The organism is Streptomyces sp. GSL17-111 (assembly GCF_037911585.1).
Classification (GTDB): domain Bacteria; phylum Actinomycetota; class Actinomycetes; order Streptomycetales; family Streptomycetaceae; genus Streptomyces.
Map to the genome: position 1 here is coordinate 4,974,985 of NZ_JBAJNS010000001.1, position 17,863 is coordinate 4,992,847.

22 protein-coding genes are annotated in these 17,863 nt (G+C 74.3%); 17 read left to right on the forward strand and 5 right to left on the reverse strand.

Translation table 11 applies throughout. The features are described 5' to 3' along the window. Window positions 1-15 precede the first annotated feature (15 nt). The 3 genes from ybaK to V6D49_RS22175 all read right to left on the reverse strand — a co-directional run bounded on the left by ybaK (window position 16) and on the right by V6D49_RS22175 (window position 3,050). Window positions 16-510: a Cys-tRNA(Pro) deacylase gene (ybaK, locus tag V6D49_RS22165; protein WP_340562255.1), complete on the reverse strand. Its 495-nt coding sequence runs from the start codon at window positions 508-510 to the stop codon at window positions 16-18. A gap of 40 nt (window positions 511-550) precedes the next feature. Next, window positions 551-1,291 carry an LON peptidase substrate-binding domain-containing protein gene (locus V6D49_RS22170; protein WP_340562256.1) on the reverse strand — a complete coding sequence of 247 codons (741 nt, stop codon included), beginning with the start codon at window positions 1,289-1,291 and terminating at the stop codon, window positions 551-553. 115 nt (window positions 1,292-1,406) lie between these two features. Next, complete coding sequence (locus V6D49_RS22175; RefSeq protein WP_340562257.1) at window positions 1,407-3,050, reverse strand: oxidoreductase; 1,644 nt, start codon at window positions 3,048-3,050, stop codon at window positions 1,407-1,409. 149 nt (window positions 3,051-3,199) lie between these two features. Between V6D49_RS22175 and hisD the strand changes: the two genes are divergently transcribed. The 8 genes from hisD to hisF are packed head-to-tail and all read left to right on the forward strand — an operon-like array spanning window position 3,200 to window position 8,931. After that, window positions 3,200-4,540 carry a histidinol dehydrogenase gene (gene hisD / locus V6D49_RS22180; protein WP_340562258.1) on the forward strand — a complete coding sequence of 447 codons (1,341 nt, stop codon included), beginning with the start codon at window positions 3,200-3,202 and terminating at the stop codon, window positions 4,538-4,540. Further along, the gene (locus V6D49_RS22185) at window positions 4,537-5,661 is read left to right on the forward strand and encodes a histidinol-phosphate transaminase (RefSeq protein WP_340562259.1); all 1,125 of its coding nucleotides are present in this window, start codon (window positions 4,537-4,539) and stop codon (window positions 5,659-5,661) included. The genes hisD and V6D49_RS22185 overlap by 4 nt, the downstream gene beginning before the upstream one ends. After that, complete coding sequence (gene hisB, locus V6D49_RS22190; RefSeq protein ID WP_340562260.1) at window positions 5,658-6,251, forward strand: imidazoleglycerol-phosphate dehydratase HisB; 594 nt, start codon at window positions 5,658-5,660, stop codon at window positions 6,249-6,251. Before V6D49_RS22185 ends, hisB begins: the two co-directional genes overlap by 4 nt. Continuing rightward, window positions 6,248-6,412 carry a hypothetical protein gene (locus V6D49_RS22195; protein ID WP_191207495.1) on the forward strand — a complete coding sequence of 55 codons (165 nt, stop codon included), beginning with the start codon at window positions 6,248-6,250 and terminating at the stop codon, window positions 6,410-6,412. The genes hisB and V6D49_RS22195 overlap by 4 nt, the downstream gene beginning before the upstream one ends. Then, window positions 6,409-7,056, forward strand: a complete 648-nt coding sequence (gene hisH, locus V6D49_RS22200) for an imidazole glycerol phosphate synthase subunit HisH (RefSeq protein ID WP_340562261.1) — start codon at window positions 6,409-6,411, stop codon at window positions 7,054-7,056. Before V6D49_RS22195 ends, hisH begins: the two co-directional genes overlap by 4 nt. Continuing rightward, window positions 7,056-7,784, forward strand: a complete 729-nt coding sequence (gene priA / locus V6D49_RS22205; protein WP_340562262.1) for a bifunctional 1-(5-phosphoribosyl)-5-((5-phosphoribosylamino)methylideneamino)imidazole-4-carboxamide isomerase/phosphoribosylanthranilate isomerase PriA — start codon at window positions 7,056-7,058, stop codon at window positions 7,782-7,784. Before hisH ends, priA begins: the two co-directional genes overlap by 1 nt. Beyond that, window positions 7,781-8,179: a Rid family hydrolase gene (locus V6D49_RS22210; RefSeq protein WP_340562263.1), complete on the forward strand. Its 399-nt coding sequence runs from the start codon at window positions 7,781-7,783 to the stop codon at window positions 8,177-8,179. The genes priA and V6D49_RS22210 overlap by 4 nt, the downstream gene beginning before the upstream one ends. Beyond that, window positions 8,176-8,931 (forward strand): imidazole glycerol phosphate synthase subunit HisF, encoded by a 756-nt coding sequence (gene hisF, locus V6D49_RS22215; protein WP_340562264.1) that lies wholly within the window; start codon window positions 8,176-8,178, stop codon window positions 8,929-8,931. Before V6D49_RS22210 ends, hisF begins: the two co-directional genes overlap by 4 nt. Before the next feature lie 54 nt (window positions 8,932-8,985). On the opposite strand, the gene V6D49_RS22220 is transcribed toward hisF, so the two are convergent. Together V6D49_RS22220 and V6D49_RS22225 are read right to left on the reverse strand one after the other, a co-directional pair. Next, window positions 8,986-9,618, reverse strand: a complete 633-nt coding sequence (locus V6D49_RS22220; RefSeq protein ID WP_340562265.1) for a TIGR03085 family metal-binding protein — start codon at window positions 9,616-9,618, stop codon at window positions 8,986-8,988. Between the two features lie 22 nt (window positions 9,619-9,640). Continuing rightward, a complete protein-coding gene (locus V6D49_RS22225) occupies window positions 9,641-10,546 on the reverse strand; it encodes a hypothetical protein (protein ID WP_340562266.1) in 906 nt (301 codons plus the stop codon). A gap of 101 nt (window positions 10,547-10,647) precedes the next feature. Here V6D49_RS22225 and hisI point away from each other — a divergent pair, with 101 nt between their 5' ends. The 9 genes from hisI (at window position 10,648) to trpA (ending at window position 17,820) form a co-directional block, all read left to right on the forward strand. After that, on the forward strand, window positions 10,648-11,103 hold the full coding sequence (hisI, locus tag V6D49_RS22230; protein WP_445330579.1) for a phosphoribosyl-AMP cyclohydrolase: 456 nt from the start codon (window positions 10,648-10,650) through the stop codon (window positions 11,101-11,103). A gap of 8 nt (window positions 11,104-11,111) precedes the next feature. Continuing rightward, window positions 11,112-12,641 (forward strand): anthranilate synthase component I, encoded by a 1,530-nt coding sequence (locus V6D49_RS22235; RefSeq protein WP_340562268.1) that lies wholly within the window; start codon window positions 11,112-11,114, stop codon window positions 12,639-12,641. After that, window positions 12,638-13,372: a TIGR02234 family membrane protein gene (locus tag V6D49_RS22240; RefSeq protein WP_340562269.1), complete on the forward strand. Its 735-nt coding sequence runs from the start codon at window positions 12,638-12,640 to the stop codon at window positions 13,370-13,372. Before V6D49_RS22235 ends, V6D49_RS22240 begins: the two co-directional genes overlap by 4 nt. Before the next feature lie 77 nt (window positions 13,373-13,449). After that, window positions 13,450-13,695: an HGxxPAAW family protein gene (locus V6D49_RS22245; RefSeq protein WP_340562270.1), complete on the forward strand. Its 246-nt coding sequence runs from the start codon at window positions 13,450-13,452 to the stop codon at window positions 13,693-13,695. Window positions 13,696-13,895: 200 nt separating this feature from the next. Then, window positions 13,896-14,345, forward strand: coding sequence for a DUF2752 domain-containing protein (locus tag V6D49_RS22250; RefSeq protein ID WP_340562272.1), 450 nt, complete (start codon window positions 13,896-13,898; stop codon window positions 14,343-14,345). Window positions 14,346-14,444: 99 nt separating this feature from the next. Next, the gene (gene trpC / locus V6D49_RS22255) at window positions 14,445-15,251 is read left to right on the forward strand and encodes an indole-3-glycerol phosphate synthase TrpC (protein ID WP_340562273.1); all 807 of its coding nucleotides are present in this window, start codon (window positions 14,445-14,447) and stop codon (window positions 15,249-15,251) included. A gap of 20 nt (window positions 15,252-15,271) precedes the next feature. Then, a complete protein-coding gene (gene trpM / locus V6D49_RS22260; protein ID WP_340562275.1) occupies window positions 15,272-15,415 on the forward strand; it encodes a tryptophan biosynthesis modulator TrpM in 144 nt (47 codons plus the stop codon). A gap of 228 nt (window positions 15,416-15,643) precedes the next feature. Then, the gene (gene trpB / locus V6D49_RS22265; protein WP_340562277.1) at window positions 15,644-16,927 is read left to right on the forward strand and encodes a tryptophan synthase subunit beta; all 1,284 of its coding nucleotides are present in this window, start codon (window positions 15,644-15,646) and stop codon (window positions 16,925-16,927) included. Beyond that, window positions 16,927-17,820: a tryptophan synthase subunit alpha gene (gene trpA / locus V6D49_RS22270; protein WP_340562279.1), complete on the forward strand. Its 894-nt coding sequence runs from the start codon at window positions 16,927-16,929 to the stop codon at window positions 17,818-17,820. The genes trpB and trpA overlap by 1 nt, the downstream gene beginning before the upstream one ends. The last annotated feature ends 43 nt before the right edge of the window (window positions 17,821-17,863 follow it).

The following is a 17,863-nucleotide window of genomic DNA, read 5'->3' on the forward strand; positions in this document are numbered from 1 at the left end:
GGTGGCCCCGGCCGCTCAGCCGCCGATCGGGGCTGTGCGGGCACCCGTCTGCGCGATGAGGTCCGCCGGGGCCAGCTCGATCTCCAGCCCCCGGCGCCCGCCGGAGACGCACACCGTCGCGTGGGCCCGCGCCGAGACGTCCACCACGGTCGGCAGCGGCCGTCGCTGCCCGAGCGGGGAGATGCCGCCGCGCACGTAGCCGCTCGACCGCTCCGCCGCCGCCGGGTCCGCCATGACGGCCCGCTTGCCGCCCACGGCGGCGGCCAGCGCCTTGAGGTCCAGGGAGCCCGACACCGGGACGACGGCGACCGTCAGCGCGCCGTCCACCTCGGCCACCAGCGTCTTGAACACCCGCTCCGGGCCGACGCCCAGCGCCCGTGCCGCCTCCTCGCCGTAGGACCCGGCCGCCGGGTCGTGCGGGTAGGAGTGGACGGTGAACGCCACCCCCGCCGCCGTCAGCGCCACCGTGGCGGGCGTGCCGCCCCCGCTCCCGCGCGCCTTCCTGCCCATCGCGCTCCCCTCGTTCCTCCCGGCACCCGCGCCGGGTGTGTCAGTTCGGGCTCGTCGGCTGGTGCGTGAGGTCCACGGCGGGCAGCGAGGGCAGCTCGCCGAGCACCGCCGTCTCCCGGCGCAGCAGCCGCAGCTCCTCGGCCAGCCGGGACGCCGTGTCCGGCGCCTGGAGCAGCCGCTGCTTGGTCACCGTGTCCAGCACGGTCGCGGCGGCGACGAGGTAGGAGACCACCGACGGCTCCTCGGGCAGCTCCTGGCCGGTGGTGAGGGTCAGCTGCTGCGCCCCGGCCAGCCGCTTGCGGTACTCACCGAAGGCCCGCAGCACCCCGGCGGCCAGCGCCCCGGCGCCCTCACCGCTGTCCTCCTCCAGCTCCTCCACCTCGCCGATCAGGTACGGGCCCGAGGCGTCCACCGACAGCAGGCGGAAGCGGGTGGTGCCGGTCGCCAGCACCTCGTAGCCCTCGGCGCCCTCCCGCTCCCGGATGGTCGAGGCGTCCGCGACGCAGCCGACACCGTGGAACGACGCCATCGGCTCGGGCCCGAAGCCGGCGGCCGGACCGGGGTCGGGCGCCGGTGAGCCGTCGGGCAGGCCGAGCGCGGTCGGTGCCACTTCGTGCCCGTCCCGGATCGCCACGACGCCGAACGGGCGCGGCTCGTCCTCCGGGATCTCCAGGAGGTCGCCCATGAGGGCGCGGTAGCGCGGCTCGAAGACGGTGAGCGGCAGGACCAGCCCGGGGAACAGCACGGTGTTGAGCGGGAACAGAGGCAGCGCGATGGTCACAGTCGGCCACCTTACGGCGCGTGCGCGCTCCGGCGTGCTCCGGCTGCGCCGAGGAGCGCCGGACGCACGCCCCGTCCGGTTCCGCCGCGCGGGCGGCCCGCCCGCGCGGCGGACGTCACTGCCGCCGGAGCATGCGTGTCGCACCGGCGGCGACCGTCGTGGCGAGGACCCATCCGGCCAGGACGAGCCCGACGGCCACCCACTGGCCGGCCCCCGCCGGGTTCCACGCCCGGTCGTGGCCGAGGTCGATCACGGGCAGCAACAGGTCCAGCGCGTAGACGGCCGCGTTCCAGTGCGGGTACTTGTCCAGCTCCAGCGGCTCGGGACGGCGGCCCGAGAAGAACAGCGTGCCCGCGAGCCACAGGACGGCCATCCACAGCGCCGCCAGCCCCGGCCGGTAGCCGTAGGCGACCGTCCAGTCCTGGAGGTAGCCCCACACCTTCCCGGCGGGCGACAGCGTCTCCCGGCGCCGCCGCTGCTTGGCCAGGAGCACCCGGCGGGCCTCGGCGTCCTCGCCGCCGTTGCGCAGGACGGTGGCGAGCTGTTCGTAGGGCCCGGGGGAGTACTCGGGGGTCGCGGTGGCCAGCCAGGCGAGCCGCCGCGCCAGCGGGAACGGGCCCACGGGTATGAGCTGGTCGTAACTGAACCCCGCCATCCACAGGCCGTCGCGCACGGGCCAGCTGTCGACGCTGTCCACGAGGTTCCCCACGGTGGCCCCGGACAGGACGACGCGCCCCTCCTGCGGCCGCTCGGGGGTGAAGCACAGCTCCGGCGTCTGGACGCGGCGCAGGGAGATCTCCTGGCCCCGGCGCAGGGTGAACCGCGCCTGGTCCACCACGAGGGAGTCGCCGAAGCGCCCGTCGTCCAGCTTCATGCCGCCGGTGCACTGGAACCGCTTCACCCCGCGCGCCGGGCTGTCGGCGGGCCGTCCGTCCTGACCCGGGGGGAGGTGCCCCGGAGGCGAGGGCACCCCGCCGGGCGGCGTCACGCCCTGGGCGACGTACGCGGTGCCGGGCCCGGACGTCGCGCAGTGCGCGAAGCGGGCGACGTGCATCTCCGGGGCGTGCAGCGCGTACCGGCCGCGGTGGTTGCGCAGGACGCTGCCGTACAGGTAGAGCGAGCCGCCGATCTGCGCGCCGCGCAGGCTCACCTCCCCGTCGCACATCAGGAGGCTGGCCTGGAGGTCCTGGCCGACGGTCAGCCCGTCGGCGGCGATGGCGCGGGAGCGGCCCCCGCTGCCGACCGTCGCCTCGTTGAGCAGCAGGTCCGTGCCGATCGACGCGTCGGTCAGCCGTAACCCCTCGGTGACCGTGCAGCGGGCGAGGTGGAGGTCGCCGTCGGTACCGGCCCGGGCGGCCTCCAGCCGGGGCAGCCGGCAGTCCAGCAGCCGGACGGTGCCCATCCGGCACTCGGTCAGCAGCACGTCCTCGTCGAAGCGGCACTGCGTCAGCTCGACGTACGCCCCCACCCGGCCGCCGGAGAGGTCCAGCCGCCCCGATATGTGCGCCCCCGCAAGGCTGAGCGAGGCGACGCGCCCGAGCAGCGGCGGCGGCCCGTGCAGGAGCAGCAGCGCGATGACGCGGGCCCGGATCGTGCGGCGGGGGCCCCAGGGCCCGTCACCGCCCGGGTCGTCCAGCGCGGGGTCGCCCGTGCGCAGGTCGTGCCGGCTGCCGTTGCGGAAGGCCTGCCACAGGCCCCACTCCGCCGTCGTCAGCCGCAACTCCGCAGGTGGCTCGCCGTCGGTCAGCGACTCGCTCACACCCGTCCCCCTCCGCCGACGGCCGCCGGTCGAACGGCCGTACCGGTGTGTGACGGAACCAACGCTATCGGTCAGCACCGACAACGGACACCCGTATCACGCAGTGATACGGGGCGAGGCCACCGCATGCCGTCTGCGAGACTGGACCCGTGCTGCGAACCATTTCCCTGACCCGCATCGACCTGCGCGGTACCGCCTCCTCGGGCGGCCCCGGCGGGATCGACCGGGACCTGCTGCCCCGTGCCGAGCTCGACGTCGAAGCCGCCCTGGAGAAGGTGCGGCCCATCTGCGAGGACGTACGGCATCGCGGCACCGCGGCCCTCATCGACTACGCGCGGCGGTTCGACGGCGTCACCCTGGACCGCGTCCGCGTCCCCGCCGAGGCGCTCCGGAGCGCCCTGGAGGAGCTCGACCCGGCCGTGCGCGCGGCCCTGGAGGAGTCCATCCGGCGGGCCCGCACCGTGCACAGCGCCCAGCGCCGCACCGACCACACCGTGCACGTCGTCCCCGGCGGCACCGTCACCGAGCGCTGGGTGCCCGTGGAGCGGGTCGGCCTGTACGTGCCGGGCGGCAAGGCGGTCTACCCGTCCTCCGTCGTGATGAACGTGGTGCCCGCGCAGGAGGCCGAGGTTCCCTCCCTGGCGGTGGCCTCGCCCCCGCAGGCCGAGTTCGGCGGGCTGCCGCACCCGACGATCCTGGCCGCCTGCGCGCTGCTGGGCGTCGACGAGGTCTACGCCGTCGGCGGCGCCCAGGCCGTCGCCATGTTCGCCTACGGCACCGAGGACTGCGCTCCCGCCCAGCTCGTCACCGGCCCCGGCAACATCTGGGTGGCGGCGGCGAAGCGGCTGCTCAAGGGCCGCATCGGCATCGACGCCGAGGCCGGGCCGACGGAGATCGCGATCCTCGCCGACGCCACCGCCGACCCCGCGCACGTCGCCGCCGACCTGATCAGCCAGGCCGAACACGACACGCTCGCCGCCGCCGTCCTCGTCACCGACTCCGAGGAGCTGGCGAAGGCCGTCGACGCGGAGCTGTCCACGCGGGTCGCCGCGACCAAGCACGCCGAGCGCGTCACCGAGGCCCTGGCCGGCCGGCAGTCCGGCGTCGTCCTCGTCGACGACGTCGAGCACGGCCTGCGCGTCGTGGACGCCTACGCGGCCGAGCACCTGGAGATCCAGACCGCCGACGCCGCCGCCGTCGCCGCCCGGGTGCGCAACGCCGGGGCCGTCTTCGTCGGCCCCTACGCGCCCGTCTCCCTCGGTGACTACTGCGCGGGCTCCAACCACGTCCTGCCCACCGGCGGCTGCGCGTGCCACTCCTCGGGGCTGTCCGTGCAGTCCTTCCTGCGCGGCGTCCACGTCGTCGACTACTCCCGCGACGCCCTCGCCGAGGTCACCCACCACGTCGTGAACCTCGCCGAGGCGGAGGACCTGCCCGCGCACGGCGCCGCCCTCACGGCCCGCTTCGACGGGAAGGTGCCCGGCGCGTGACCGTCCTGGAAGACCTGCCGATCAGGGACGAGCTGCGCGGCCAGTCCCCCTACGGAGCGCCGCAGCTCGACGTCCCCGTCCGGCTGAACACCAACGAGAACCCGTACCCGCTGCCCGAGGAGCTGGTGGCGCGGATCGCCGAGCGCGTCGCCGAGGCCGCGCGCGGCCTCAACCGCTACCCCGACCGGGACGCCGTCGAGCTGCGCACCCGGCTCGCCGCCTACCTCACCCGCACCTGCGGGTACGCGGTCAACGCCGACGGGGTCTGGGCCGCGAACGGCTCCAACGAGGTCCTCCAGCAGCTCCTTCAGGCGTTCGGCGGTCCCGGGCGCACGGCACTGGGCTTCGACCCGTCGTACTCGATGCACGCGCTGATCGCCCGGGGCACCGGCACCGACTGGGTCTCCGGCTCCCGCCGGGAGGACTTCACCGTCGACGTCGACGCGGCCCGCCGGGAGATCGCCCGGCACCGCCCGCACGTGGTGTTCGTGTGCTCCCCGAACAACCCCACCGGCACCGCCGTCGAGGCCGACACCGTGGTGGCCGTGTACGACGCCGCCCAGCGCGCGGCGCGCGGCAAGGGCGCGCTCGTCGTCGTCGACGAGGCGTACGGCGAGTTCAGCCACCACCCGTCCCTGCTGCCGCTGCTGGAGGGCCGCCCCAACCTGGTGCTCTCCCGTACCATGTCCAAGGCGTTCGGCGCCGCCGGACTCCGGCTCGGCTACCTGGCCGCCGACCCGGCCGTCGTGGACGCGGTGCAGCTCGTGCGGCTGCCGTACCACCTCTCGGCCGTCACCCAGGCCACGGCGCTCGCCGCGCTGGAGCACACGGACACCCTGCTCGGCTACGTCGAGCGGCTGAAGTCCGAGCGGGACCGCCTGGTGACGGAGCTGCGGGCGGCCGGGTGCGAGGTGACGGCGTCCGACGCCAACTTCGTGCAGTTCGGCCGGTTCGCCGGCGAGGGCGGCGCGCACGCCGTCTGGCAGGCGCTGCTGGAGCACGGCGTGCTGGTGCGGGACAACGGGGTGCCCGGCCGGCTGCGGGTCACGGCGGGCACCCCCGAAGAGAACGACGCGTTCCTGGACGCAGTACGCGCAGTGATGAAGGAGTACGAGCGATGAGCCGCGTGGGACGGGTGGAGCGCACCACCAAGGAGACCTCCGTCGTGGTCGAGCTGGGCCTGGACGGCACGGGGAAGGTCGACGTCGCCACCGGTGTCGGCTTCTTCGACCACATGCTCGACCAGCTCGGCCGGCACGGTCTGTTCGACCTCACCGTCAAGACCGAGGGCGACCTGCACATCGACAGCCACCACACCATCGAGGACACCTCCCTCGCGCTCGGCGCCGCCTTCCGGCAGGCCCTCGGCGACAAGCGGGGCATCGTCCGGTTCGCGAACGCCTCGGTGCCGCTCGACGAGTCCCTCGCCCAGGTGACGGTCGACCTCTCCGGGCGGCCCTACCTCGTGCACGCCGAGCCCGAGAACATGGCCCCGATGATCGGCCCCGACTACGACACCACGATGACCCGGCACATCCTGGAGTCCTTCGTCGCGCAGGCGCAGATCGCGCTGCACGTCCACGTGCCCTACGGGCGGAACGCCCACCACATCGTGGAGTGCCAGTTCAAGGCGCTCGCCCGCGCCCTGCGGTACGCCAGCGAGATCGACCCCCGGCAGACGGGCATCCCGTCCACCAAGGGCGCCCTGTGAACGGAGTCTCCACGGCTCTCGTCTTCGTCGGGCTGTTCCTGCTCGGCGGGGCGATCTCGTTCTGGCGGCAGGGCCTGCCCAAGGGCGTGGTCGGGCTCCTCGGAGCCGGCTCCGCCCTCGCCCTGATCGCCGGCATCCTGCGTCTGGAGGTGTGGCAGTGAGCACGGCCGCCACCAAGAAGGTCGTCGTCTTCGACTACGGCTTCGGCAACGTCCGGTCGGCCGAGCGGGCGCTCGCCCGGGCCGGTGCCGACGTGGAGATCACCCGCGACTACGACGCGGCGATGAACGCCGACGGGCTGCTCGTCCCCGGCGTCGGCGCGTTCGCCGCCTGCATGGCCGGGCTCAAGGAGGCCCGGGGCGACTGGGTCGTGGGCCGCCGGCTCGCCGGGGGCCGCCCGGTCATGGGCATCTGCGTCGGCATGCAGATCCTCTTCGCCCGGGGCGTCGAGCACGGCGTGGCGGCCGAGGGCCTGGACGAGTGGCCCGGCACCGTCGGACCGCTGAAGGCCGACGTCGTCCCCCACATGGGCTGGAACACGGTCGAACCGCCCGCCGACTCACAGCTCTTCGCCGGGCTGGACCCCGACGCCCGCTTCTACTTCGTGCACTCCTACGCCGCGCACGGGTGGGAGCTGGAGGTGCACAACCCGGCGATCGCGCCGGCCAAGGTGACCTGGTCCACGCACGGCGAACGCTTCGTCGCCGCCGTGGAGAACGGGCCGCTGTGGGCCACCCAGTTCCACCCCGAGAAGTCCGGCGACGCCGGTGCGCAGCTCCTCACCAACTGGATCGGTACCCTGTGATGACCCAGAAGCTCGAACTGCTTCCCGCCGTCGACGTCCGCGACGGCCAGGCCGTGCGCCTCGTGCACGGCGAGTCCGGCTCCGAGACCTCCTACGGCGACCCCCTCCAGGCCGCGCTCGCCTGGCAGTCGGCCGGCGCGGAGTGGCTGCACCTGGTGGACCTGGACGCCGCCTTCGGCACCGGCGACAACCGGGACCGCATCGCCGAGGTCGTCCGCACCATGGACCTGAAGGTGGAGCTGTCCGGCGGCATCCGCGACGACGCGTCCCTGAAGGCGGCGCTGGCCACCGGCTGCACCCGCGTCAACCTGGGCACGGCGGCGCTGGAGTCCCCGGAGTGGGTCGCGAAGATCATCGCCGAGCACGGCGAGAAGATCGCCGTCGGCCTCGACGTCCGCGGCACCACGCTGCGCGGCCGGGGCTGGACCCGGGACGGCGGCGACCTGTACGAGACGCTGGAGCGCCTCAACGCCGAGGGCTGCGCCCGCTACGTCGTCACCGACATCAACAAGGACGGCACCCTCCAGGGCCCGAACCTGGAGCTGCTGACGAACGTCTGCTCCGCCACCGACCGCCCGGTCGTGGCCTCCGGCGGCGTCTCCTCACTGGCCGACCTGCGGGCCATCGCCACGCTCGTCCCGCAGGGCGTGGAGGGTGCCATCGTGGGCAAGGCTCTCTACGCGAAGGCGTTCACCCTGGAAGAGGCCCTGGAGGCGGTGTCGGGATGACCATCGAGCGCGTGCGAGGCCGCAGTCCCTTCGAGGAGGCCGTCGGCTCCGCACGCGCGGTCGCCGCGGGCGACCGGGCCACGGCCACCGCCCTGCCGTTCCTCGACGGCGTGGTGGAGGGGGAGGGCGATCCGTACACGCAGGCCCGCGTGGCCTTCAGGCTCGCCCTCGACGCCCTGGCCGAGCTCGGCGCGGACGTCGGCGCCGTCGTCCGCACCCGGCTGTACCTGGCCCACAGCCGCGACGTCGACGCGGTGAGCCGGGCCCACCAGGAGGTCTTCGGAGCGGTGCGGCCCGTCACCACGCTGGTCGTCGTGTCGGGCTTCGCCGACTCCCGGGTCCTGGTGGAAGTGGAAGTGGAAGCACACCGAGAAGTCTCAGGAGAACGTTCGTGACCCTGGCCGTACGAGTCATCCCCTGCCTGGACGTGGACGCCGGCCGGGTCGTCAAGGGCGTCAACTTCCAGAACCTGCGCGACGCCGGTGACCCGGTGGAAATGGCGAAGGTCTACGACGCCGAGGGCGCCGACGAGCTGACGTTCCTGGACATCACCGCCTCCTCGGGCAACCGGGAGACCACCTACGACGTCGTGCGCCGCACCGCCGAGCAGGTCTTCATCCCGCTCACCGTGGGCGGCGGCGTCCGGACCCCCGACGACGTGGACCGGCTGCTGCGGGCCGGGGCCGACAAGGTCGGCGTCAACACCGCCGCGATCGCCCGGCCCGAACTGATCCGGGAGATCGCCGAACGCTTCGGACGGCAGGTGCTCGTGCTGTCGGTGGACGCCCGGCGCACCCCCTCGGGCTCCTTCGAGGTGACGACGCACGGCGGCCGCAGGGGAACCGGCATCGACGCCGTGGAGTGGGCGCACCGCGCGGCCGAACTGGGCGCGGGGGAGATCCTGCTGAACTCCATGGACGCCGACGGCACGAAGGACGGCTACGACACCGAGATGATCGCCGCCGTGCGCCGGCACGTCACGGTGCCGGTCATCGCCTCCGGGGGCGCGGGGAAGCCCGCGGACTTCCCGGAGGCGATCAGCGCGGGCGCCGACGCCGTCCTCGCCGCCTCCGTCTTCCACTTCGGTGACCTGCGGATCTCCGAGGTCAAGGACGCCCTGCGCGCGGCGGGCCGGCCGGTCCGCTGACGCCGGCCCGCTCGCGTCGGTCCGTTTCGACGGTCGCGTGCGCGCGGCGGCCGGTCACAGGCCCAGCTGGGCCTCCCCGGCGCGGGTGACGGCGTCCGGGTCACCGTCGACGTCGACCCGGGCGACCCGCTGGCGGCCGTAGGCGTACAGCAGGAGCTCGCCCGGTTCACCCGTGACGGTGACGACCGGCGTGCCCTTGCGGACCACGGCCGTCTGCCCGTCCGGGCGCCGCAGCACCAGGCCCACCGGGCACCTGCGGCCCAGCAGCCTGGCCATCTTCTCCAGCCTCTTCCACAGCGCGTCGGAGAAGACCGGGTCCAGGATGCGCGGCGTCCACTCCGGGCGGGCCCGGCGGACGTCCTCGGCGTGGACGTAGAACTCGACGGTGTTGGCCGCCTCGTCGACCTGCTTGAGGGAGTAGAGCGAGCGACGCGGCGGGCCGGTACGGACGAGCTCCACGAGCTCGTCGTACGGCCGCGCCGCGAACTCGCCCTGCACCCGGTCGAGACGGGCGGCGAGGGGTTTGATCAGGAGGCCGCCGGCCGCGTCGGGCCGGCGTTCCCGGACGACGAGGTGGGCGGCGAGGTCGCGGGTCCGCCACTCCCCGCACAGGGTCGGGGCGTCCGGACCCGCCGCCTCCAGGAGGTCGGCGAGGAGCAGGCGTTCACGCCGGGCATGAGTCGACATGCCGCCCACCCTACGGCCGGTGTCAGGGAAGGGAACCGGTGAGCTCGTCACCGTCCTGGGCGTCGCTGATCGTCAGGGCGCAGGAGACGGTGTCCTCGCCCTGGTACTCGTAGGTCGACTGCAGCGGGTAGAGCGCGAAGGGGTAGTAGACCTTCCCGTCGGCGGGCATGGAGTTCACCTTGTCCTGCGCGTCCTTCTCGCACAGGGAGATGGACTCCTCACCGATCGCGCTGTCGTCGGCGTAGTCGCCGGAGAGCGTGATGTTGGTGATGACCTCCGCGTCGTGCGGCTCCGAGCAGGACTTCTCCTCGATCTCGGTGACGTCGCTGCTCAGCGTCGGGTGGTCGAAGCACGTCCCCGGGTCCAGTACCTCGAACTCCAGGTACGGCGACTCGGTCGGGACGTCGATGTCGAACGGGTCGTCGGTCGTCTCGTCCGAGGGCTCGTCCGTCGGCTCCTCCGACGTCTCCTCGGGATCGGGCGTGCCGCTCGCGGTCGGCGTGGCGCTGCTGTCGGCCTTCACGTCCGGTTCGTCGTCGCCCGAGGTGGCGATGAGGATGCCGCCCACCGCGAGCGCGGCGACCAGCACGGCCGCGATGACGATGACGGCGACCTTCGGCCCGTTGCCCCCGCTCGGCGGCGGCGGGGGGTAGCCCCCGGGCCCGCCGGGCGGACCGGGCGGGCCACCGGGTATGCCGGGGCCGCCGTAGGGCGGCTGGCCGGGGTAGCCACCGGGCTGGCCGGGCTGGCCGGGGTAGCCGTAGCCGTCCGGGGGCCCCGGCTGGCCCGGTGGCCCGGGCTGCTGGGGATAGCCGTAACCACCGGCTGGCGGACCGGGCTGCTCTGCGGGACCGAAACCCTGCGGCGGACCGAAACCGCCGCCGGCGCCGGACCCGGAATGGTTGTTCGGCGGCGGAGGATAGCTCATGCACGAAAGGATGCCCCATGCCACGGGCGTGCGAGGTCCCGGGCCCGTCACAGGTTCGGAACAGCGGACACGCCCGAACGACCCGTCCTGGTAAGCGTGTTATGTCGGCTTTCCCGATTCGGCCGCCTCAGCGGCAGAATGCTCCCATGCCCGCAACCGCACTCGATCCCGCCGTCGCCGCCCGCCTCAAGCGGAACGCCGACGGCCTGCTCCCCGCCATCGCCCAGCAGTACGACACCGGTGAGGTCCTCATGCTGGGGTGGATGGACGACGAGGCCCTGCACCGGACCCTGACCACGGGCCGGTGCACGTACTGGAGCCGCAGCCGCCGCGAGTACTGGGTCAAGGGCGACACCTCGGGCCACGTGCAGTACGTGCGGTCCGTGGCGCTGGACTGCGACGGCGACACCCTGCTCGTCCAGGTCGACCAGGTCGGCGCCGCCTGCCACACCGGCGACCGGACCTGCTTCGACGCCGGCCGGCTCCCGCTGGCCACCCCCGCCCCGGACGCCGCCCCGCCGTCCCCGCAGACCGGCACGCCGGAACAGGAGCGCTGAGCCACCGCATGACCGCCTCCCCCGATCTCGACACCTTCCGCACGCTCGCCAAGGACCGGCGGGTCATCCCCGTGGTCCGCCGCCTTCTGGCCGACGCGGACACCCCCATCGCCCTCTACCGCAAGCTGGCCGCCGAACGTCCGGGCACCTTCCTGCTGGAGTCCGCCGAGAACGGCCGGACCTGGTCGCGGTACTCCTTCGTCGGTGTCCGCAGCGCCGCAGCGCTGACCGTCCGCGACGGGCGGGCGCACTGGCTCGGCACGCCGCCGGTCGGCGTCCCCACCGACGGCGACCCGCTCGACGTCCTGCGGGCCACCGTCGAGACGCTGCACACCCCGCGCGACCCCGAACTGCCGCCGTTCACCGGGGGCATGGTCGGCTACCTCGGCTACGACGTCGTCCGCCGCCTCGAACGGGTCGGGGACAGCGCCGAGGACGACCTCGGTCTGCCCGAGCTGACCATGTTGCTCGCCTCCGACCTCGCCGTGCTGGACCACCGCGACGGCACCGTCCTCCTCATCGCCAACGCCATCAACCACAACGACCTGGACACCGGCGTCGACGAGGCGTACGCCGACGCCGTCGCCCGCCTCGACGCGATGACGGCCGACCTCGGCCGCCCCGCTCCCTCCGGCGCGACGCCCCTGCCCGAGCCCGCCGTCCCCGGGTACGAGGGGTTGTGGGGCGGCGCGAACTACCGGGCGGCGGTGGAGGACGTCAAGGAGCGCATCCGGGCCGGCGAGGCCTTCCAGGTCGTCCCCTCCCAGCGCTTCCAGACGGCGACGGACGCCACCGCGCTCGACGTCTACCGGGTGCTGCGGACGACGAACCCGAGCCCGTACATGTACCTGTTCCGCTTCGGCGACCCGTCGGCGCCCGACGACGGCACCGCGTTCGACGTCGTCGGCTCCAGCCCCGAGGCGCTGGTCAAGGTGGAGGAGGGGCGGGCGATGCTCCACCCGATCGCCGGCACCCGGCCGCGCGGCGAGACGCCCCAGCGCGATCACGCCCTGGCGGAGGAACTGCTCGCCGATCCGAAGGAGCGCGCCGAGCACCTCATGCTGGTCGACCTCGGCCGCAACGACCTGGGCCGGGTGTGCGCGCCGGGCAGTGTCGAGGTGGTCGAGTTCATGACCGTCGAGCGGTACAGCCACGTCATGCACATCGTCTCCACGGTGACGGGCCGGCTGGACGAGGGCCGCAGCGCCTTCGACGCACTGCTGGCCTGCTTCCCCGCCGGGACGCTCTCCGGCGCGCCCAAGCCCCGGGCGCTGCAGATCATCGAGGAGCTGGAGCCGGTACGCCGCGGGCTCTACGGCGGCTGCGTCGGCTACCTGGACTTCGCCGGGGACGCCGACACCGCCATCGCCATCCGCACCGCGCTGCTGCGCGACGGCACCGCCTACGTCCAGGCGGGCGCCGGCGTCGTCGCCGACTCCGACCCCGCCGCGGAGGACACCGAGTGCCGGAACAAGGCGGCGGCCGTGCTGAGGGCGGTCCATGCCGCCGGGCGGCTCGGAGGTAGCGTGGCGGGGTGAGCACCGCACCCTCAGCGACCGATCGCGACCGAGCCGCCCGACGCGCCCTGGGCGCCGCCCTGTTCGGCGGTGCGCTCGGTGCCGCCCTCGTCCTGGTCTCGGCCGGCCAGACGTGGGGCGAGGCCGTCGCCACCGGCCCGGGCGGCCAGTTGCCGATCGAGGTGAGTGGCGGCGACGTCACGGGGGTGCCCAGCGCCCTCGCCCTCGTGGGCCTGGCCGCGCTGGTCGCCGTCTTCGCCGTCCGGGGCGCCGCGCGGCTCCTGGTCGCGCTGACGCTGACCCTGTGCGGGGCGGGGACCGTCGCCGCCGCGCTGGCGGGAGCCGTCGACACCGGGGCGCTCAGCGACGCGGCGGCCACCGCGACGGGGCTGAGCGGCGGCTCGCTCCAGGACGTCGGCCACAGCGGGTGGCCCTACGTCGCCGTAGCCGGGGGCGCGCTCCTGTTGCTGGTCGGCCTTCTCGCCCTGCGGCACGGCCGCCGCTGGCCCGCCATGGGCAGTCGCTACGAGCGCGGTTCCGGCGCGCGGCGGCCCCGCCCGGGGCCCGGCGCGGACGCCGACCGCCCCGAGGACCTGTGGAAGGCCCTCGACCGGGGCGAGGACCCCACCGGCGGGCACGGCGACGGCTCCGGTGCCGACTCCGGTGCCGACTCCAGCGATGAGGACGGCGGCTTCGGGGACCGTCCGGCGGCGGACGGGACGGCCGGGGACGAGCGCCCGAAGGGGCCCTGACACAATGTGCCGGTGAGCCCCCGCGCACCCGCGCGGGCCCCGCTCATCCGTCTCGCAGATCGACCGAGGAGCCACTCATGGCGGACAGCAGCCACGGACACACCCCTGCCGCATGGACCGGCGTCACCATCGCCTTCATCGGCTTCTGCATCGCCGGTGCGTTCATGGTCATGGCCGAGCCGGTGGGCTTCTGGGCCGGGATGGTCGTGATCGTCCTCGGCGGCGTCGTCGGTGGCGTGATGCGCGCCATGGGGATGGGCATGCCGAAGGAGGACGAGGGGCTCGTCGCCCGTCGCCAGCAGGCCGCCACCTCCCAGCACTGACCGGCACGCCCCCAGGACCTGTCTGACACAGCCCGCCTGGCCTGACCGGCGTCATGTGTCAGACAGCCCTACGGAGCAGCGGCTCCGCGCGCCCGCCCCGGCCCCGAACGGCCGCCGGAGCGGGCGCCGTCCGTGTGGGGCGGGTGGGCGACGGGCGCGTCCGGAGTGCGGCGTGGGCCCGCCCAGGTGAGTCTGGACGGATGCCGCGTACCGCTTCCCCGGCCGCCGGGGCCCTGACCGCCCGGCTCCTCCCGCTGGCCGCGCTGGCCGTGGCCGGCGCGGGCGCCGCGTACGTGGGCCGCGTCGACCCGAACGAATCCGGCCACTATCCGCCCTGTCCGCTCCTGCGGTACACGGGCCTGTTCTGTCCCGGTTGCGGCGGGCTGCGCGCCGTGCACGCCCTCGTCACCGGCGACCCGCTCACCGCCCTCGGCGCCAACGCCGCCGTGGTGTGCGGTGCGGCGGTCCTCGCGGTGCTGTGGCTGGGCTGGTTCCTCCGGCCCGCCGCGCCGCCCCTGCTGCCCGCCCCCCGGCACGTCCGGTGGGCGGCCGTGCTCGCGGTGGCCTTCACGGTGGTGCGCAACACGCCGCTCGGTGCGGCGCTCACCCCCGAAGCCGGAGGTCCGCCGGGTGTTTTGTCCGTAATGTGAGGTCCGGCTCAACCGGATGCGGGTCCTCCGTGCATGGCCGGATACCATCACAGGGATAGTCCGCGACGTTCCGTACCTCAGCAGAAAGGGGCCGCTCGCGTGAGTGTGCTCGCCGAGATCATCGACGGAGTCCGCGCAGACCTCGCCGAGCGCCAGCAGCGCGTCAGCCTCGACGAACTCAAGGAGCGTGTCGCGAAGGCGCCGCCCGCCCAGGACGGGGTGGCCGCGCTCAGGGGCGACGCCATCAAGGTCATCTGCGAGGTGAAGCGCTCCAGCCCCTCCAAGGGAGCGCTCGCCGCCATCGCGGACCCGGCGGGCCTGGCCGCCGACTACGAGACGGGCGGCGCCGCCGTCATCTCCGTCCTCACCGAGCAGCGCCGGTTCGGCGGCTCGCTCGCCGACCTGGAGGCCGTCCGCGGCCGGGTCGGGATCCCGGTCCTGCGCAAGGACTTCATCGTCACCGCCTACCAGCTGTGGGAGGCCCGCGCCCACGGCGCCGACCTGGCCCTGCTGATCGTCGCCGCCCTGGAGCAGGACGCCCTCGTCTCCCTCATCGAGCGGGCCGAGTCCATCGGTCTCACCCCGCTGGTCGAGGTGCACGACGAGGAGGAGGTCGCCCGCGCGGTCGACGCGGGCGCCCGCGTCATCGGCGTCAACGCGCGCAACCTGAAGACCCTGGAGGTCGACCGTGGCAACTTCGCCCGCGTCGCCCCCACCATCCCGGACAGCGTCGTCAAGATCGCCGAGTCCGGCGTGCGCGGCCCGCATGATCTGATCGCCTACGCCAACGACGGCGCGGACGCGGTGCTCGTCGGCGAGTCCCTGGTCACCGGCAAGGACCCGCGCACGGCCGTGGCCGACCTCGTCGCCGCCGGGACGCACCCGGCGCTGCGGCACGGCCGCTGACCTTCGGTAGGCTGAGCGGCGTGAACCGCACCTTCGCCCGACTCGCCCGCGGCTGCCGGCCGCGCGGCTGCCGCGCGCCCGCACGGCGCGTGCACGGGCGGCGCGTGCGCTACCACATCGGAGCCGAGCCCGGCCAGATCAACGGGCGGCGATGGCGCGCCTGAACAGGCCCCCGTCCCGCAGCCGGCCCGGGGCGCGCCGGACCACCGGAGCGTGACACCACGCTTCCGGGCCGGCCCCCGCGTACCGGCGTGCCGCCCGTGCGGGCGTCTGTTCCACCGCCTCCCCCCTTTCCACAGCGTCCGGTGCGCGATCGCGCCGACCGCGCCGCGCCGTGCCGACGTCATCGTCGTGCCGCCGCCGTGGCCCGCTTCTCACCGTGGAGTGCTCCGATGTCCGAAGACTTCTTCCTTCCCGACCCCGAAGGCCGGGTGCCCAGCGCCGCCGGCTACTTCGGCGCGTTCGGCGGCAAGTTCATCCCGGAGGCGCTCGTCGCCGCCGTGGACGAGGTGGCCGCCGAGTACGCCAAGGCCAAGGACGACCCCGCCTTCGCCGCCGAGCTGAACGACCTGCTGGTCAACTACACCGGCCGGCCCAGCGCGCTCACCGAGGTGCCGCGCTTCGCCGAGCACGCCGGTGGCGCCCGGGTCTTCCTCAAGCGCGAGGACCTCAACCACACCGGCTCGCACAAGATCAACAACGTGCTCGGCCAGGCGCTGCTGACCCGCCGCATGGGCAAGACCCGCGTCATCGCCGAGACCGGCGCCGGCCAGCACGGCGTCGCCACCGCCACCGCCTGCGCCCTGTTCGGCCTCGACTGCACCATCTACATGGGCGAGATCGACACCCGGCGCCAGGCGCTCAACGTCGCCCGGATGCGCATGCTGGGCGCCGAGGTCGTCCCCGTCACCTCCGGCAGCCGCACCCTGAAGGACGCCATCAACGAGGCGTTCCGCGACTGGGTCGCCAACGTCGACAGCACCCACTACCTCTTCGGCACCGTCGCCGGGCCGCACCCCTTCCCGGCCCTCGTCCGCGACTTCCACCGCGTCATCGGCGTCGAGGCGCGGCGGCAGATCCTCCAGCGCGTCGGACGGCTGCCCGACGCCGTCGCCGCCTGCGTGGGCGGCGGCTCCAACGCCATCGGCCTCTTCCACGCGTTCATCGGCGACGAGGACGTGCGGCTGGTCGGCCTGGAGGCAGCCGGACACGGCGTCGACTCCGGCGAGCACGCCGCGACCCTCACCGCCGGAGAACCCGGCATCCTGCACGGCTCCCGCTCCTACGTCCTCCAGGACGACGAGGGTCAGATCACCGAGCCGTACTCCATCTCCGCCGGCCTGGACTACCCCGGCATCGGCCCCGAGCACTCCTACCTCAAGGACACGGGCCGGGCCGAGTACCGCCCCGTCACCGACGACGAGGCCATGCGCGCCCTGCGGCTGCTGTCGCAGACCGAGGGCATCATCCCCGCCATCGAGAGCGCCCACGCCCTCGCCGGTGCCCTCGACCTCGGCCGGGAACTCGGCCCGGACGGCGTGATCCTCGTCAACCTCTCCGGCCGGGGCGACAAGGACATGGACACCGCCGCCCGCTACTTCGGCTACTACGACGCCGACGCCGACGCCGACGCCGCCCCCGACCCGCAGCCCCAGCAGAAGACGGAGGCCGAGTGATGGCCGGCACCACCCACATCCACGGCACCCCCGCCCCCGCCGCCCACCACGACACGCTCCCCGAGGTACCCGCCGGGGCGAAGGGCAACCTGGAGCTGCTCGAGGCCGCCCTGGCCGGTGCCAGGGCTGAGAACCGCGCGGCCCTCGTCGGCTACCTCCCCGCCGGCTTTCCCACCGTCGACGGCGGCATCGCCGCCTGCACGGCCCTGCTGGAGAGCGGCTGCGACGTCGTCGAGGTCGGCCTGCCGCACAGCGACCCCGTCCTGGACGGCCCGGTCATCCAGACGGCCGACGACATCGCCCTGCGCGGCGGCGTCCGCATCGCCGACGTCCTGCGCACCGTGCGGGAGACGCACGCCGCCACCGGCAAGCCGGTGCTGTGCATGACGTACTGGAACCCCGTCGACCGCTACGGCCCCGAGCGGTTCGCCGCCGAACTGGCCGCCGCGGGCGGCGCCGGCTGCATCCTGCCCGACCTGCCGGTCGAGGAGTCCGACGCCTGGCGCCGGTCCGCCGCGCACCACGGGCTCGCCACCGTCTTCGTCGTCGCGCCCAGCAGCCAGGACGCCCGCCTGGCCACCATCACGGCGGCGGGCAGCGGCTTCGTCTACGCCGCCTCCCTGATGGGCGTCACCGGGACCCGCGACTCCGTCGGCCGCGAGGCCGCCGATCTCGTCGCCCGCACCCGCGCGACGACCGACCTGCCGGTGTGCGTGGGGCTCGGTGTCTCCAGTGCCCGGCAGGCCACCGAGGTGGCCGACTTCGCGGACGGCGTCATCGTCGGCTCGGCGTTCGTCAAGGAACTCCTCGCCCACCCCGACGACCTGGACGCCGGCCTCGCGGGCGTCCGGCGCCTGGCGGGCGAACTCGCCGCCGGCGTCCGCCGGGGCTGACCCCGCGCCCGCCCGGGCCGGAGCGGCGGTCGCGCACCGCCGC

Excerpts from the sequence above, each read along its gene's own strand:
- V6D49_RS22210 (WP_340562263.1), top strand. The coding sequence starts at position 7,781 with ATGACCATCGAGCGCGTGCGAGGCCGCAGTCCCTTCGAGGAGGCCGTC.
- V6D49_RS22220 (WP_340562265.1), bottom strand. The coding sequence starts at position 9,618 with ATGTCGACTCATGCCCGGCGTGAACGCCTGCTCCTCGCCGACCTCCTG.
- V6D49_RS22225 (WP_340562266.1), bottom strand. The coding sequence starts at position 10,546 with ATGAGCTATCCTCCGCCGCCGAACAACCATTCCGGGTCCGGCGCCGGC.
- trpB (WP_340562277.1), top strand. The coding sequence starts at position 15,644 with ATGTCCGAAGACTTCTTCCTTCCCGACCCCGAAGGCCGGGTGCCCAGC.
- hisI (WP_445330579.1), top strand. The coding sequence starts at position 10,648 with ATGTCGGCTTTCCCGATTCGGCCGCCTCAGCGGCAGAATGCTCCCATG.
- V6D49_RS22235 (WP_340562268.1), top strand. The coding sequence starts at position 11,112 with ATGACCGCCTCCCCCGATCTCGACACCTTCCGCACGCTCGCCAAGGAC.
- hisB (WP_340562260.1), top strand. The coding sequence starts at position 5,658 with ATGAGCCGCGTGGGACGGGTGGAGCGCACCACCAAGGAGACCTCCGTC.
- ybaK (WP_340562255.1), bottom strand. The coding sequence starts at position 510 with ATGGGCAGGAAGGCGCGCGGGAGCGGGGGCGGCACGCCCGCCACGGTG.
- V6D49_RS22245 (WP_340562270.1), top strand. The coding sequence starts at position 13,450 with ATGGCGGACAGCAGCCACGGACACACCCCTGCCGCATGGACCGGCGTC.
- V6D49_RS22250 (WP_340562272.1), top strand. The coding sequence starts at position 13,896 with ATGCCGCGTACCGCTTCCCCGGCCGCCGGGGCCCTGACCGCCCGGCTC.
- priA (WP_340562262.1), top strand. The coding sequence starts at position 7,056 with ATGACCCAGAAGCTCGAACTGCTTCCCGCCGTCGACGTCCGCGACGGC.
- trpA (WP_340562279.1), top strand. The coding sequence starts at position 16,927 with ATGGCCGGCACCACCCACATCCACGGCACCCCCGCCCCCGCCGCCCAC.